Annotated in this window: 17 protein-coding genes; 9 read left to right on the top strand and 8 right to left on the bottom strand. The window is 72.7% G+C overall.

Features of this window, described 5'->3' with window-relative positions:
* Positions 1-154: 154 nt before the first annotated feature.
* The gene (locus ACIQOW_RS31395) at positions 155-880 is read left to right on the top strand and encodes a class I SAM-dependent methyltransferase (RefSeq protein WP_401090652.1); all 726 of its coding nucleotides are present in this window, start codon (positions 155-157) and stop codon (positions 878-880) included.
* A gap of 27 nt (positions 881-907) precedes the next feature.
* Here ACIQOW_RS31395 and ACIQOW_RS31390 read toward each other — a convergent pair whose 3' ends face one another.
* Genes ACIQOW_RS31390 through ACIQOW_RS31380 form a run of 3 tightly spaced genes read right to left on the bottom strand, consistent with a single transcriptional unit; the run spans position 908 to position 2,557 of the window.
* The gene (locus ACIQOW_RS31390; protein WP_401090650.1) at positions 908-1,492 is read right to left on the bottom strand and encodes a short chain dehydrogenase; all 585 of its coding nucleotides are present in this window, start codon (positions 1,490-1,492) and stop codon (positions 908-910) included.
* Positions 1,493-1,529: 37 nt separating this feature from the next.
* Positions 1,530-2,108 carry a hypothetical protein gene (locus ACIQOW_RS31385; protein ID WP_401090648.1) on the bottom strand — a complete coding sequence of 193 codons (579 nt, stop codon included), beginning with the start codon at positions 2,106-2,108 and terminating at the stop codon, positions 1,530-1,532.
* Between the two features lie 14 nt (positions 2,109-2,122).
* A complete protein-coding gene (locus tag ACIQOW_RS31380) occupies positions 2,123-2,557 on the bottom strand; it encodes an ATP-binding protein (RefSeq protein WP_401090647.1) in 435 nt (144 codons plus the stop codon).
* 400 nt (positions 2,558-2,957) lie between these two features.
* Here ACIQOW_RS31380 and ACIQOW_RS31375 point away from each other — a divergent pair, with 400 nt between their 5' ends.
* The 4 genes from ACIQOW_RS31375 to ACIQOW_RS31360 all read left to right on the top strand — a co-directional run bounded on the left by ACIQOW_RS31375 (position 2,958) and on the right by ACIQOW_RS31360 (position 4,917).
* Complete coding sequence (locus ACIQOW_RS31375; protein WP_401090645.1) at positions 2,958-3,791, top strand: helix-turn-helix domain-containing protein; 834 nt, start codon at positions 2,958-2,960, stop codon at positions 3,789-3,791.
* Positions 3,784-3,981: a DUF397 domain-containing protein gene (locus ACIQOW_RS31370; protein WP_401090643.1), complete on the top strand. Its 198-nt coding sequence runs from the start codon at positions 3,784-3,786 to the stop codon at positions 3,979-3,981. Before ACIQOW_RS31375 ends, ACIQOW_RS31370 begins: the two co-directional genes overlap by 8 nt.
* A gap of 176 nt (positions 3,982-4,157) precedes the next feature.
* A complete protein-coding gene (locus tag ACIQOW_RS31365; protein ID WP_401090642.1) occupies positions 4,158-4,463 on the top strand; it encodes a hypothetical protein in 306 nt (101 codons plus the stop codon).
* Positions 4,450-4,917 carry an NUDIX hydrolase gene (locus ACIQOW_RS31360; RefSeq protein WP_401090640.1) on the top strand — a complete coding sequence of 156 codons (468 nt, stop codon included), beginning with the start codon at positions 4,450-4,452 and terminating at the stop codon, positions 4,915-4,917. Before ACIQOW_RS31365 ends, ACIQOW_RS31360 begins: the two co-directional genes overlap by 14 nt.
* Positions 4,918-5,128: 211 nt before the next feature.
* Here the strand turns inward: ACIQOW_RS31360 and ACIQOW_RS31355 are convergent, their stop codons facing one another.
* On the bottom strand, positions 5,129-5,791 hold the full coding sequence (locus ACIQOW_RS31355) for an HAD family hydrolase (protein WP_401090638.1): 663 nt from the start codon (positions 5,789-5,791) through the stop codon (positions 5,129-5,131).
* Positions 5,792-5,971: 180 nt separating this feature from the next.
* Between ACIQOW_RS31355 and ACIQOW_RS31350 the strand changes: the two genes are divergently transcribed.
* Together ACIQOW_RS31350 and cyaB are read left to right on the top strand one after the other, a co-directional pair.
* The gene (locus ACIQOW_RS31350) at positions 5,972-6,199 is read left to right on the top strand and encodes a DUF397 domain-containing protein (protein ID WP_401090636.1); all 228 of its coding nucleotides are present in this window, start codon (positions 5,972-5,974) and stop codon (positions 6,197-6,199) included.
* Between the two features lie 244 nt (positions 6,200-6,443).
* The gene (gene cyaB, locus ACIQOW_RS31345) at positions 6,444-7,007 is read left to right on the top strand and encodes a class IV adenylate cyclase (RefSeq protein ID WP_401090634.1); all 564 of its coding nucleotides are present in this window, start codon (positions 6,444-6,446) and stop codon (positions 7,005-7,007) included.
* Positions 7,008-7,131: 124 nt separating this feature from the next.
* Here the strand turns inward: cyaB and ACIQOW_RS31340 are convergent, their stop codons facing one another.
* Positions 7,132-7,344 carry a DUF4287 domain-containing protein gene (locus ACIQOW_RS31340; protein ID WP_401090632.1) on the bottom strand — a complete coding sequence of 71 codons (213 nt, stop codon included), beginning with the start codon at positions 7,342-7,344 and terminating at the stop codon, positions 7,132-7,134.
* Positions 7,345-7,434: 90 nt separating this feature from the next.
* Positions 7,435-11,427, bottom strand: coding sequence for a Pls/PosA family non-ribosomal peptide synthetase (locus ACIQOW_RS31335; RefSeq protein WP_401090630.1), 3,993 nt, complete (start codon positions 11,425-11,427; stop codon positions 7,435-7,437).
* A gap of 309 nt (positions 11,428-11,736) precedes the next feature.
* Here ACIQOW_RS31335 and ACIQOW_RS31330 point away from each other — a divergent pair, with 309 nt between their 5' ends.
* Positions 11,737-12,345 (top strand): histone deacetylase, encoded by a 609-nt coding sequence (locus tag ACIQOW_RS31330; RefSeq protein WP_401090628.1) that lies wholly within the window; start codon positions 11,737-11,739, stop codon positions 12,343-12,345.
* Positions 12,346-12,522: 177 nt separating this feature from the next.
* On the opposite strand, the gene ACIQOW_RS31325 is transcribed toward ACIQOW_RS31330, so the two are convergent.
* Both ACIQOW_RS31325 and ACIQOW_RS31320 read right to left on the bottom strand, forming a co-directional pair.
* The gene (locus tag ACIQOW_RS31325) at positions 12,523-13,017 is read right to left on the bottom strand and encodes an EF-hand domain-containing protein (RefSeq protein WP_401090626.1); all 495 of its coding nucleotides are present in this window, start codon (positions 13,015-13,017) and stop codon (positions 12,523-12,525) included.
* A 246-nt stretch (positions 13,018-13,263) separates the two neighbouring features.
* Complete coding sequence (locus ACIQOW_RS31320) at positions 13,264-13,740, bottom strand: carboxymuconolactone decarboxylase family protein (protein WP_401090624.1); 477 nt, start codon at positions 13,738-13,740, stop codon at positions 13,264-13,266.
* A 37-nt stretch (positions 13,741-13,777) separates the two neighbouring features.
* On the opposite strand from ACIQOW_RS31320, the gene ACIQOW_RS31315 reads away from it, so the two are divergent.
* Positions 13,778-14,500 (top strand): sigma factor-like helix-turn-helix DNA-binding protein, encoded by a 723-nt coding sequence (locus tag ACIQOW_RS31315; RefSeq protein WP_401090622.1) that lies wholly within the window; start codon positions 13,778-13,780, stop codon positions 14,498-14,500.
* The last annotated feature ends 72 nt before the right edge of the window (positions 14,501-14,572 follow it).

Genomic DNA, 14,572 nt, shown 5'->3' with positions numbered 1-14,572 from the left:
CGCCGCCCGAGTGGCTGCGGGCGCTGAAGGGACTGCTGAGCACCTGGTTGACGGGGGGACGGGGGCGGCCGGCGGGAGGCGGGATCCGGTCAGCCTGGCGCGCAGTGGTGTAGACCTGTCTGGCGCCGGAAGGGGGCCCGCCTACCATCGGTCCATGGTGGACGCGTGCTTCGGGCACCCGCGGCTGGCAGCGGTCTACGACCCGCTCGATCCCGACCGTGGCGATCTCGACGCCTATCTGCGGATGGCGCGGGAGTTCGGGGCGCGCCGGGTGCTGGACATCGGCTGTGGCACGGGGGTGTTCGCGCTGCTGCTGGCCGGGCGCGGGATCGAGGTCGTCGGCGTCGATCCGGCCCGGGCCTCCCTCGACGTGGCGCGCGCCAAACCCGGTGCGGCGCGGGTGCGCTGGGTCCACGGTGACGCGACGGACCTGCCGCCGCTGCGGGTCGACCTGGCGACGATGACGGCGAACGTCGCCCAGGCGATCACCGGCGCGGGCGCCTGGCGGGGGACGTTGCGCGGGGCCTTCGCGGCGCTGCGGCCGGGCGGGCGGCTGGTCTTCGAGACCCGCGATCCGGCCGCTCGCGGCTGGGAGGAGTGGACGCGCGGGCGCTCCCACCGGGTGACGGAGGTCCCGGGGGTGGGGTCGGTCGAGAGCTGGGTCGACCTGGTCGAGGTGCGCGGGCCGCTGGTGACGTTCCGGTGGACGTACGTGTTCGCCGCGGACGGGCAGGTGCTGGTCTCGGATTCGACGCTGCGCTTCCGGGAGCGGGAGGAGGCCGAACGGGACCTGGCCGCTTGCGGCTTCGTGGTGGAGGAGGTCCGCGACGCGCCCGACCGGCCGGGGCGGGAGTTCGTCTTCGTGGCCCGGCGCCCGTGATCCCCGGCCTCGCGCGGCCGGGGCGGTTCAGGGGCGCAGGGTCAGGCCCTGGGCGGGTCCTTCGACGGCACTGAGGTAGCTGCGGGCGACCTCGGTGACGGGGGTGCCGCCGGCGGGGTCCATGCCGAGGCGTCGCAGGGTCTCGGTGATCCAGCCGGGGCTGACGAGGTTGATCCGCAGGCCGCGGGGCAGTTCGGCGGCGGCGTTGCGGACGAAGCCCTCCAGGGCGCTGTTGATGAGGGCGCCGAGCGAGCCGCCGGGCAGCGGGGTGGTGAAGGTGCCGCCGGTGAGGGTGACGGAGCCGCCGTCGCGCAGGTGGTGCAGGGCGCGGCGGGCCAGGGCGACTTGGCCGAGGAGTTTGCCCTGGAGTCCGGCGAGGAACTCCCCGTCGGTCACGGAGGCCAGGTCGACCAGCGGGCCGGAGGCGGCGCAGCAGACGACGGCGTCGAGGTCGGGCAGGCCGGCGAAGAGGGCGTCCAGGGAGTCGGGGTCTTCCGGGTCCACCGTCACGGGGCCGCCGCGCGAGGCCCGGACGACCTGGTGGGTCGTCTCCAGGCTGTCGGCGACGGCGCGTCCGAGGGTGCCGGTGGCTCCGATGACCAGGATCTTCATGCCGCGATCATCGCATCGCCGGAGCCTGCGGCCGTCCTCAACGACCTTTGCCGTACGGCTCGTTCGGCGATGCCCCGGCGGCTCGGGCGCGGCAGTGGGCGAGGGCGTAGCGGATGCGGGCGTCCGGATTGGCGGTGGCGAGGAGTTCGCCGGCGGTGGTCAGGGCGGTCCAGTAGCGGGTGGGGTCGCCGGTGCGGGGCAGGGGCTGGGCGGCGGCGAGGGAGAGGTAGGCGGTGGTGAGGTTGCCGGTGGTGAACCAGCGGGTGAGGCCGTGGTGGTGGCCGGGGCGGAGGCTGCCGTGGGCGTCGACGGCGGTCAGGAAGTGGGCGACGACAGCGAGTTCGGTGGGGGTGAGGGACTTGGGGACGTCGAAGACGCCGAGGGCTTCGAGGACTTCGCCGGTGTCGGCTTCGGAGTCGGGGCGGGGGTCGGCGAGCAGGGCGTCGTGGCAGTCGGCGAGGCGGCGGGAGATGTCGGGGAGGGGGATGTCGAGGGCGAGGCAGACGGCCCGGGCGCAGGGGGCGGGCCTGTGGCCGAGGCGGGCGAGGAGGGCGTAGGTGGCGGCGGGGGTGGCGCCGCGGGAGAGGGTGTGCCGGGCGAGGGTGGCGAGGTGCATGGGGGCTCGGTCTTTCAGACGGTGACGAGGGCGGGGGCGGGGACGGGGGCGACGAGGGCCCAGACGAACTTGCCGGTGCCGCCCGGGTGCGGGCAGCAACCCCACTGCTCGGCCAGCTCGTTGACGATCAGCAGGCCACGCCCGCGCTCGTCGTCCGGAGAGGCGCTGCGGAGGGACGGACGCCCGGTTCCCGCGTCATGGACTTCCAGCCGGAGACGGGAGTCGACGAGCGCGAAGCGGATCTCGATGCGCAGGTCCGAGAGGGCGTCGGAGTACCGGACGGCATTGGCGAACAGCTCGCACAGGAGCAGTTCGGCGGTGTCGGCGTAGCGGTCGCCGCCGGGCAGCCCGGAGAGGTAGGCGCGGAGCAAGTAGCGGGCCAGGGACGCGGATTCGGGGCGGGAGTCGAGGCGCGCGACGAAGGCGCGGGGGCGGTGGGTTTTAAGCATGGTGAGGTGCCTCAAGGGGGGTGCGCTGGATTTGGTCAGCCGATCGGGACGGGGGCGCCCTGGAGGACGGGGCCGGTCTCGACTTCGAGGTGGACGGATCGGCGGGCGGAGGCCTTCGTGCTCAACTCATGTCCATGTGTGGCATGTTGAAAGTCACAGCTGGCGACAGTGGGGATTCCCGCCGGCTCCGGGAGCGAACTCCACGGGGGTGAGCGACTGGAGAGAGTTGAGCCTGACCTGGGAGTTCCGGTCTTCGGACATGGGCGTCTCCGTGAGGGGTGCGTATTGTCGCCGCCCCAGTAGGCAACTCCGGTCAGTGACCGAATGACTACCAGGATGACTCAGCCTCCTCTAGGATCGAAAGAGTTTCAAATCTCTAGTCCGGCGCATTTTAAAGAGAATGATCTTGACTCTTCGAACACTTGACCCGACGTCATCTCCGCTGGAGGCTCTGGCTGTTCAGATCACCAGAGTCCGCCTGGCCAGCGGGCTGACGCAGATCGAACTCGGTAAAAGAATCGGGTACTCCAACGTCTACATCTCGAACGTGGAGCGAGCCAAACAAGCCCCGTCTTTAAAGTTCGTAGAACGCGTGGACGCAGCCCTCGACGCCGGCGGTGCTCTGACGGGACTGTGGTGGAGCTGGAAGAATGGCGCCCTGTTGCCGGGGTTCTCCGAGTACCTTCGCAAGGAACGCGAAGCGATCACGGCCAGACTGTTCGACACGGACATGGTGTCGGGCATACTTCAGCACCCGGACTACAGTGCGGCCTACGAAGCTGGCATCGTCCGACGCGGGGAAGCTACTCGGGAGCAAGCCGACAGAAGGCTCGGCTTGCTGGCCCAGCGCCAGCACATGCTCGACCGGGGAACGACGATCCATGCCGTTCTGGACGAGGGAGCCCTGCGTCGACCGATCGGCGGTCGGGAGATCATGGCCGTTCAGCTCTCTCACCTGGAGAGCCTGAGTGACCGCCCGAATGTGATTATTCAGGTCGCCCCATACCGCCTCGCCGAGGATCGGCCCCTGTCCCACCCCGTCACACTCCTGACCCTCCCGAATCGGGCCCTGGTCGGGTACACGGAGACTCTCCAGCGGGGATACCTGGAACAAGACGCCGAGACAGTGGCCCGATGGGTCGATAGATACGATCGACTCCAGGTCAACGCGCTCAACCAGCCGGACACTTTGGCCATGATCCGGGCAGTACGGAAGGAACTGGACCATGCATGACCCAACGGGCGCCAAGTGGCGCAAGAGCACATACAGCAACGGTGGGGGCGGTTGCATCGAGGTAGATGATGCACATCCGGGCAGGGTCCGTGACTCCAAGGACCCTCAGGGCCCGGCTCTGGTCTTCCCGCCCTCGGCCTGGAGCTCGTTCGTCGACGCTGTCCGCAGCGGCGAGTTCGGCGGCATCTGACCCGGCTTCCCGAAACCGCAGGCCCGGACCGCGAACGGTCCGGGCCTGTGGCTGGAGCACGCGAAATTCGGCAGCCTGCTCCGGCAGAAGGCGGAGGCCGGTGTTCGGGTCCGCTTCGTTCTCGGTGAGCCCGGGCACCCGACCACCGTCAGCGCGAGCTGGAGGAGGACGTTCCCTTGAGCCTGTCGACCCGGATCGAGATCACCTTGTCCGAACTCGCCAAGCTGCGGGGCACGTCGATCGAGGCGCGATATGAGACCGCGCACGTCTCACTCAGCGTCTCCCGCTTCGACGACGACATGATCGTCACGCCATTGCTGCCCGGCAGGATCGGCCACGACGCCCCGATGATGCATTTCAGGCGGGCCCAGGAGGACGGTGTGTTCGATCGCTTCGCCGGCCACGTCGAGGACTTGTGGGCGAAGGGGCGTGACGTGTGGACGGCCGCGACAACGGAGGTGGCAGATCATGGCCAGGCGTGACTACGAGGACGACCCGAACGCCCCCAAGGCGAACTCGCTGGTCCCTGCCGCATCCGTCGTCGTGGTCGACGATGCGGGCCGAGTCCTGCTCCAACGGCGCACCGACAACGGGATGTGGGCGCTGCCCGGCGGCAGGATGGACATCGGTGAGTCGCTCGCCGGATGCGGGATCCGCGAGACGCGCGAGGAAACCGGCATCGAGGTCGAGATCACCGGGATCGTCGGCACCTACACCGACCCCGGCCACGTCTTCGCCTACGACGACGGCGAGGTCCGCCAGGAGTTCTCCATCTGCCTCCTCGCGCGCCCGCTCGGCGGGGAGCTGCGGGTGTCCGAGGAGTCCCACGAGGTGGCCTGGTTCGCTCCGGCCGAGACGGACGGGCTGCCGATGGTGGCCGGCATCCGCAAGCGGCTGGCCGACTGGCGCTCCGGGGCCATCCCCGCAGTGCGCTAGGGGCGCCGGGCGAGCATCTGAACCGGGCCGGTGACCACGACACCTGCCGCGAGCTCCCGCCGCATGATCTCCGTGGGGCGGGTCGGCGTCATCCTGTCGGAGGCATCTCCGACGCTGAGGCAGTCCACCAGGACTTCTCCGCCTGTCTCCTCGCACGGCCTATCGACGGGGGACCTACAAGTGTCCGACGAGTCCGAAACGACGGGACGAATCAGCTCACGTCAGCGTTGAACTTGCCGATCAGTTCCGGAAGTTCCGCCAGCGAGTCGATCCGGAACGTCGCCTGCTCCGCGGCCGGATCGTGCTGCTGGATCCAGCCCCACGGGCCGCGCCGGATCAACGCTGTCCGCATCCCCGCCTTCCGGGCGGGGAGGACGTCGTTGTCGAGCCGGTCGCCGACGTAGAGGATCTCGCGCGGCTCGGCAGGTACCACCTCGGCGACGCGTTCGAAGAAGGCAGGATCCGGCTTGCTCGCGCCCCAGTCGTCGGACGTGCCGATCAGGTCGACGTCGCCCGTGAACAGTCGGCGAAGGATCGCCCCGGCCCGCACGGTCTGGTTGCCGGCGATCATCAACCACAGGCCGTCCGAGCGCAGTCGGGCGAAGGCGCCCCGGACGTCCGGGTAGAGGTCGTCCTCGCCGAAGGTCTCCGCCTGGCCGGCGGCGGCCCGCTTCTCGCGTTCCTCGTGGAGGTCGAAACCGGGAGCGAAGATCCGGAAGGTCTCCCGGTAGTCCAGGCCCTGCGCGATCACCGCGCCGAACTGAGCGACGAACGTGTGCCTCGGCACACCCAGCCAGTCGGCCCAGGTGCCGTACTCCCGGGTCTCGTCGACAAGGCACTCCCCGACGTCGAACACCACAGCCTTGATCGTCATGCCCGCAGCCTAGCGGGGCAAGGACGGGCCCCGGCGTCCCCTCCAAAGTCCCTCCGGCGTCGGCCGTGCCAAGGTACGTCTGATCCGGCTTCCCGAACCGCGTGGGCCCGGCTTCGGTCGAGGCGTCCGCGGGTAGAAGAGCCCGGAGGCGCGATCGGTTCCAGGCCGGGAGGATTGACCATGCACGACGGCACCACCCTCGACCAGGGCGGCTACGGCTGGGCCAAATCCAGCTACTCGGCCGGTGAGAACGGCAACTGCGTCGAGGTCGGCCGGACCCCGGCCGGCGCCATCCCGGTGCGCGACACCAAGCAGCACCGGCGCGGCCCGGTCCTGGAGTTCACCCCTGTTGCCTTCCAGAACTTCCTCGACGCCGTCAAGGCCGGCGAGTTCCCGGTCCAGCCGTAACGGGTGAATGACGAGTGGGTGGGCCCCGGCGAAAGAGCCGCCGGGGCCCACCCATCTCTTCCATACCGCCGTGCCACGACACTGAACGCAAGTAGCCTCGCAACAGTTTCAGCAAGCTCACCATAATCGTCAACTGACACATAGTCGGCTGATACCTACGGGCTTCGGGCCGATGCCTCACCGAAAGAAGCCCGGAAGCGTGATCGGCTTCAGCCCGAGAGCGGCGGCGACAGGAGGAACCGGAATGGCGATCGAGGCGGAGCTCAAGGCCGTCGTACGCGATCCAGAACACGTCCTCGCACGGTTGGAGGAGTTGTACGGAGCCGGCCGTGCCGAGGTGTACCGCGACACCTACTACGACGCCCCGGACGGCAGTCTGACGGGCGCCGACCGTGAGCTGAGGATCCGCACCGTCCACGGGCCCGACGACACCCGCACCGTGCTCACGTACAAGGGCGCCCGGGTGGACGAGGCATCCGGGTCGAAGCCCGAGGCCGAGACCCGGGTGGCGGACGCCGAAGCCATTCACGAGATCATCAGCGGCCTCGGCTTCACTCCGCGCATCCGGTTCGAGAAGCGGTGCCGCAACTACGCCTTCGCACGTGACGGCCGGCAGTTCCTCGCCACACTCGTCCGTGTCCCGGAAATCGACGCGACGTTCGTCGAAGTCGAGACCATCGCGCCCACCCAGGACCACCTCGCAGCCGCGCTCAGCACCGTACGGGCCGTCCTGGCCGGCCTCGGGATCAACGAGGGCGATCTGACGACCGAGCTGTACACGGACGCGGTGGCCGCGGCCCGCACCTGACGGTCCGGCCGAGCGACTTGACGTCTGATCCGCCTTCCCGGACCGCGGGCCCGGACCGTTCGCGGTCCGGGCCTGCGGCTCGCGCCCCTGATCACGCCGCCGGCCGTCGCGGCAGCGGGCGGGTTCAGGCGGCCTTCTCGGCGAGGGTGTGGGAGACGAGGGCGCTGGCGTGGCCGTGGCCGAGGCCGTGGTCGGCCTTGAGCCAGGCGACGAGTTCCATGTGCCTCGTAAGTGAAGAGGCGCGGATGAGGTCCTTCCACTCCTCGATCGGGCGGCCGTACTTCTTCTCGATCGACGGGAAGTAGGAGGCGGGGCCCTTCACGGCGGGGGTGGTCATCGGCATGGTCCTCTCGAAGAAGCGCGGTGCGGTCACGGGGATGGACCGTGACCGCACCGCGAACTCATCGCCCCGCGCGCGTGATCCGCGTCACACCGTCGCGACGGCCTTGCGGCGGCGCCGCCCCGGGGGCGGGGTGGGGTCGGCGTCCCAGGCGGCGACGGGGTTGCCGAGCCAGCGGGTGGCGCCGGGGACGTTCTCGCCGCGCATCACCAGGGAGGCGGGGCCGACGGTGGCGCCGGCCCCGAGGGTGGAGTCGGGAAGCACGACGGAGTGCGGGCCCGTGGTGGCGCCGGCGGCGAGGTGGACGGGGCCCAGGCGCATGACGCGGTCGTGGAAGAGGTGGGTCTGGAGCACGGTGCCGCGGTTGACGCTGGCGCCGGCCCCGACGGTGACCAGGTCGGTCTCGGGCAGCCAGTGGGTCTCGCACCAGACGCCGCGGCCGATCCGGGCGCCGAGGCTGCGCAGCCAGACGTTCAGGTAGGGGGTGCCGGTGATGGTGTGGCCGCCGAAGGGCATGGCGAGTTCCTCGACGAAGGTGTCGTAGAGCTCGTTGCGCCACACGAAGGAGGACCAGAGCGGGTGTTCGGCGACGCGGAAGCGTCCGACGAGCAGCCACTTGGCGGCGGTGGTGACGGCGCAGGCGATGACGGCGGCGCAGGTCAGCACGATTCCGGCGGCGGCGAGGGCGGTGCCCAGTCCGTAGTCGTCGCGCAGTTCCTGGAGGGTGGCGAGGACGAGGTCGCCGAGCAGGGCGGCGAGGACGATCGGCAGCAGCCGGCACAGTTCGACGCCGGCGCGGGCCCACATCAGGCGCCGGGGCGGGTCGTAGGTGCGCTCTTCGGCGCCGGTGGCGGCGACGCGGGGCAGGGCGAAGGCGGGGCGGCCGAGCCAGGAGGAGCCTTCGGGGGCGTGGGCGGGGGTGTCGGAGAGCACGCCGACCAGGGAGTTGTCGGGCAGCCGGCGGCCGGGGCCGACGATGCCGGAGTTGCCGACGAAGGAGCGGCGGCCGATGTGGGCGGGGCCCAGGTGCAGCCAGCCGCCGCGCAGTTCGTACGGGGCGACGAGGGTGTCGTCGGCGAGGAAGGCGCCGTCGTCGACGCGCATCAGGCCGGGCAGGGCGAGCACGGTGGAGGCTTCGACGCGCCGGCCGACGCGGGCGCCGAGCAGGCGCAGCCACACCGGGGTGAAGAGGCCGGCGTAGAAGGGGAAGAGGGTGCGCCTGGCGGTGTCGCTGAGGCGGCTGACGGCCCAGGCGCAGAAGGCGGTGCGGCCGGTGGCGGGGTGGAAGCCGGGGCGCAGCGGGCGGGAGAGGAGGCGGACGAGGAGAGCTGTCAGGGTGGCGTAGCAGAGCAGGGTGAGGGCGGCGAGGGGGACGGTGGCGGGCAGGAGCTGGACGAGGGCGCCGGTCAGGGTGGTGTCGGTGTCGATCATCGGGTAGACGATGAGCAGGGCGGGCAGGGCGGCGACGGCCGGGAGGACGCCGAAGAGGGCGAGGGCGGCGCCGTAGGCGGGGTTCCAGTGGCGGGCGGCGGGGGCCGGGGTGGTGGGCCAGTGGGTGGGGTTGTCGGTGGTGGGGCGGGCCGGGGAGCCGTGCCGGTGTTCGCCGGGCGGGACGGTGGCGGTGACGCAGGAGCCGGGGGCGATCTCGGCGTGGGCGCCGATGCGGGCGCCGGGCATGAGGGTGGCGCGGTGGCCGATGCGGGCGCCTTCGCCGATGTCGAGGTGGCCGAGGTGGAGGGTGTCGCCGTCGAGCCACCAGCCTGCGAGGTCGGCTTCGGGTTCGATGCTGGCGTGGGCGCCAAGGCGGGCGAGGCCGGTGACGGGGGGCAGGGTGTGGAGGTGGACGCCGGGGCCGACGCGGCAGCCCAGGGCCCGGGCGTAGCGGGTGGCCCAGGGGGTGCCGGCGAGGGCGGCGGTGCCGAGCATGGCGGTGTAGCGTTCGGCGGCCCACAGGCGCAGGTGGACGTGGCCGCCGCGGGGGTGGCTGCCGGGGCGGATGCCGGCGGTGAGCAGGCGGGCGCCGGCGGCGGCGAGGAGGGTGCGGCCGGGGGCGCTGTGGAAGAGGAGGAGGCCGGCGCCGACGGGCCACCAGGAGCTGTGCGGGGCCCAGGCGAGGTGGTTGCCGGTGAGGTTGTCGAGGGCGATCAGGGTGAGGGTCCAGCGCAGTCCGGCGAGGGAGAACATGCCGAGGAGCAGGAGGGTCTGCCAGGCTCCGGCGCTGCGGGGGGTGCGGGTGACGGTGCGGTGGCGGACGGCGGCGGTGGCGACGGTCTCCTCGGGCTCGGTGGCGGCGAGGGTGTCGAGGTAGCCGGCGAGGTCGGCGAGGCGGGGGTGGGCGTACAGGTCGGCGACGGAGACGCCGGGGTGGCCGGTGCGCAGGTCGGAGACGAGGCGGGCGGCGGTGAGGCTGGAGCCGCCGAGGGCGAAGAAGTCGTCGTCGGGGCCGGGGGTGGTGCCGAGCAGGCGTTCCCAGTGGGCGGCGAGCCGGCCGGCGGTGCCGTCCGGGGCCGGGGCGGTGGTGCCGGGGCCGGCGGGGGCGGGGCCGGTGGTGGCGGTTCCGGTGAGCGGCCAGGGCAGGGCGGCGCGGTCGACCTTGCCGGAGGTGCGGGTGGGCAGGGAGTCGACGAGGGCGAGGACGGGCACCAGCGGGGCGGGCAGGCGTTCCAGGAGGTGCCGGCGGGCGGCGGCGAGGTCGCAGGTGGTGCCGGGGTGGGCGACGAGGTAGCCGACGAGCAGGTCGGTGCCGGCGGGGGTCCTGCGGACGGCCGCGGCGGCGGCGCGGATTCCGGGCAGGGCCTGGAGGGCGGCGTCGATCTCGCCGAGTTCGACGCGGCGGCCGCCGAGTTTGACCTGGTCGTCGGCGCGGCCGAGGTAGACGAGGCCTTCGGGGTCGTTGCGCACCAGGTCGCCGCTGCGGTAGACGCGGGGTGAGGCGAGGGCGGGGTGGGCGCCGAACTTCTCGGCGTCCTTGGCGGGGTCGAGGTAGCGGGCGGTGCCGACGCCGGTGATGAGCAGTTCGCCGCTCGCGTACCAGGGGACGGGGTTTCCGGCCGGGTCGACGACGGCGATCTCCCAGCCGTCGAGGGGTGTGCCGATGCGGACGGGTTCGCCGGGGGTCAGGCGGGCGGCGGTGGCGACGACGGTGGTCTCGGTGGGGCCGTAGGTGTTCCAGAACTCGCGGCCGCCGGTGGCGAGGCGGTCGACGAGTTCGGCGGGGCAGGCTTCGCCGCCGACGATGATCAGGCGGACGGCGTCCAGGCAGTCCTGCGGCCACAGGGCGAGCAGGGTGGGGACGGTGGAGACGGCGGTGATGCGCCGGGCCACGAGCCAGGGGCCGAGGTCGGTGCCGGCCTTGACCAGGGCGCGGGGGGCGGGGACGAGGCAGGCGCCGTGGCGCCAGGCGAGCCACATCTCCTCGCAGGAGGCGTCGAAGGCCACCGAGAGGCCGGCCAGGACGCGGTCGCCGGGGCCGAGGGGCTGCCGGGGCAGGAAGAGGCGGGCTTCGGCGTCGACGAAGGCGGCCGCCGAGCGGTGGGTGACGGCGACGCCCTTGGGGCGGCCGGTGGTGCCGGAGGTGAAGATGATCCACGCGTCGTCGGCGGGGGCGGGCCGGGCGGGGCGGCCGGACGGGCGGGCGGCGGGGGCGGGGTGCACGGCGCGTCCGGGGCCGAGGACGGCGCAGACGGCGGCGTCCTGCCAGATCAGCTCGGCGCGTTCGTCGGGGTCGTCGGCGTCGACGGGGACGTAGGCGGCGCCGCAGCGCAGCACGGCGAGGATGGCGACGTACAGGTCGGCGGTGCCGGAGGGGATGCGGACGCCGACCCGGTCGCCGCGGCCGATGCCGCGCCCGGCGAGCAGGCCGGCGAGGGTGTCGGCCTCGTGCAGCAGGGCGCGGTAGTCGAGGACGGTGTCGCCGGTGTCGAGCGCGGGCGCGTCGGGGTGGGCGTCGGCGGTGGCGGCGATGATGTCGAGCAGGCTGCGGGGGGCGGGGGCCTGGGCCGCCGGCCGGCCCGCCGCGGAGTGGCCCGGGTGGGGGCGGTGCAGCGTGCCTGGTCCGGCCGTTTCGGGGCGTGCGTCCATGGGTGGGGTTCCTCGGCTCCGGGGTCCTGGGGAGCGCGTACGGTGCCGTTGTCACCTTCCGGGACGCGCGCCCATCCACCATGACCGTGCTGGGAGCCGGCTGGATGCAGCGGGGGTGCGATCAAAGGAGATTCTCATCATCGATGCCGTACGGCGTCGACGACGGCGCGAATCGAATGACATTTCGCGCGATGTCGATCGTTTCCGCCGGTGAGGGGGAATCGCGGACTACCAGGACGGCGACAGTGCCGGGGCCGCGACGGTGCCGGGCGCGATGGTGCCGGGGCCGCGACGGCGGGAGAGAACACGATGCTCGTCTGGTACGTGGCGTACGGCTCGAACCTGCACGCCGCCCGTCTCGCCTGCTACCTGCGCGGCGGGCGCCCGGACGGCGGGGCGCAGGACCAGCCGGGTGCCCGCGACCGGCGCCCGCCGCGCCGGGCGGTGGCCACCGCGCTGCCGGGCACGCTGTACTTCGCCGGGCGCTCGCGCACCTGGGGCGGCGGCTCGGCCTTCTACGACCCGGCCGGGCGAGGCGAAGTGCCGTGCCGTGCCTATCTGATGACGCTGAGTCAGTTCAGCGACGTCGCCGCCCAGGAGATGGGCCGCTCCCCCGGCACCGACCTCGACCTCGCCCCGGTGCTCGCCACCGGGCGCGACGAACTGGGCCCGGGCCGCTACCAGACCCTGCTGCACGTCGGCGAGTCGGACGGGAGGCCGCTGCTGACCTTCACCGCCTCCTGGGGCGTGGCCGGCGCCGAGCTGAACGCCCCCACCCGGCCCTACCTGCGCACCCTGGCGGCCGGCCTGGCCGAGTCCCACGGCTGGGGCCCCTGGCGTACGGCCGGCTACCTCGCCACCCGCCCGGGCGCGGCCGGGCACTGGACGCCGCGGGCGGTGGAGGCGGCGCTGGGCTGAACTCCCCCGCCCCGCAAGGACGTACGGGGGCGGTGCCGCCCGCCTCGCACGACGCGGCCGGGGCCCGTGGAAGGGGCCCCGGCCGCGGAGCCGGGCGACCAGGCCATCGGGCGGTCCCGCGGAGGCGGGGCCGGCCGGCGAACTGCCGGTCGGCCCCGCCGCGTTCGGGCGCAGGCCTCAGGTGGTGTACGTCTGCTTGATGTGCTGGACGCACTCGTCCCGGGTGAGGTGGCCGTCGCCGTCGGCGTCGATCTGCTGGAACTCGCCGAGGGCCTCGTTCGAGGCGACTCCCTTGGCCTGCTGCCAGGTCAGCCACTCCGCCAGGGAGATCCTGCCGTCACCGTCGGTGTCGGCGGCCTCCAGGATCGCGAGCTCGAACGGCACCGCGACCTGGTCGAGGAAGTCGGGCCGCCGGTAGGCGGCGACGAACTCCCGGGCGGTGACCCTGCCGTCCCCGTTCGCGTCCGTGCCGTCGAGCAGTTCCTGCCACATCCGGTTGCCCAGGCCGACCACCCGCCGCCAGGTCTCCGTGCCCGGCTCGCCGGCGCCGACCCGCCGCAGCACCTTGTGGACCAGCTGGTCGATGTCGACCTGCTCGATCACCCCGTCACCGTCGACGTCCAGCCTCCTGAACATCGCCTGGAAGTGGTCGCGCTCTGTCCGAGTCACCACGGAACCCACCTGTCCCTTTCTGATACGACGGAGGTGTCCGGCCCACCCTGTCGCATCTCCCGCCGTCGGAGCGGGTGTCACGCCGTTGATCACTCGAAAGAGAGGCAGCGGTGACGGAGGTGGACGGCCCGGCGCCGGGCCGCCATCCGCTCCGGACCGGCGTCCGTCCGGCCCGGTTCCGACGGACGCGCCACCGGCCCGGTGCACCACGGTGGTTGATGGTCGGTGGACGTACGAAGCGACCGCTCAGTGCCCGTACATGCCGACCTCGTAGCCGCCGCCGGGCTGGCGGGTCATCACGTTGGCCCGGTTGAAGGCGTTGATCAGCGCTATCACGCACACCAGCGCCGCCAGCTGCTCCTCGTCGTAGTGCTTCGCGGCGTTCGCCCACACCTCGTCGCTCACCCCGCCGGCCGCGTCGGCGAGCCGGGCGCCCGCCTCGGCGAGTTCCAGCGCGGCGCGCTCCGCGTCGGTGAACACGGTGGCCTCGCGCCAGGCGGCGACCAGGTTGAGGCGCACCGGGTCCTCGCCGGCGTGCACGGCCTCCTTGTAGTGCATGTCGAGACAGGCGCCGCAGCCGTTGATCTGGCTGACCCGCAGCCGCACCAACTCCTGGACGGCGTACGGCAGGCTCGACTCGGCGATGGGCTTGTGGGCGGCGATGACGTGCTTGAAGACCTTGCCCATGACGGGGCTGGTGAAGGGGTTCAGGCGGGGTTCCATGACGGTTGCTCCTCGGTCGGTGTCCCGTTGTCGCCCCTTGAGACAGAACGGCCCGCCGTTTTGTGACATCCCCCCGCCGGTCCGGCCCCGTGACCCGCGCCACACCGCCCGCCCGGGCCCGGCCGAGCACGCGGAGCTGGCGGACACCCTGTCGATGGCGTTCCTGGTGCTGCTGGAGGCCCTCTCCCCCGTCGAGCGCGCGGTGTTCACGCTGCGCGAGGCGTTCGGGTACGGCTATCCGGAGGTCGCGCGGATGGTCGGCCGCGGCGAGGCGAACTGCCGCCAGATCCTCGCCCGGGCCAGGAAGCGCCTGGCCGTCGCCGGGGACGGGACCGCCGTTCCGGCTCCGGCCCGCCGCGCGGAGGGCGAGGAGCTGGCCCGCCGCTTCTTCGAGGTCGCCGAGGGCGGGGACCCGGAGGCGCTGCTCGGCATGCTCGCCCCCGACGTGGTCTTCCAGGGCGACGGCGGCGGCAAGGCCCGTGCGCTCGGCCGCTCCGTCACCGACCCGCTGCGCGTCGCCCGGCTGCTGGTCGGCGGCTTCCGCCGGATCCGCCGGCTCGGCGCCCGCCTCACCCCCGCATGGGTCAACGGCCGCCCGGGCGCGGTGCCGTACGACGCCGAGCAGCGCGTGGTCAACGTCATCGGGCTGGACATCGACGCCGACGGCGCGGTGCGGGCGGTCCACGCCGTGTCCAACCCCGACAAGCTCGCCCACCTCGGACCGGTCTCGGACCTGGGGCTGCTGCCCCCGCCGCAGTGACCCCTGCCGCAGTGACCCTCGCCGGACGTGGAGCGACCCGGGCCCGGCTGCCGGGCCCGGGTCGCTCAGCCC

Origin of the sequence: Kitasatospora sp. NPDC091335 (assembly GCF_044757205.1) — a bacterium.
In the GTDB taxonomy this organism is placed as follows: Bacteria; Actinomycetota; Actinomycetes; order Streptomycetales; family Streptomycetaceae; genus Kitasatospora.
This window is presented reverse-complemented; position numbering and strand designations above follow the sequence as displayed.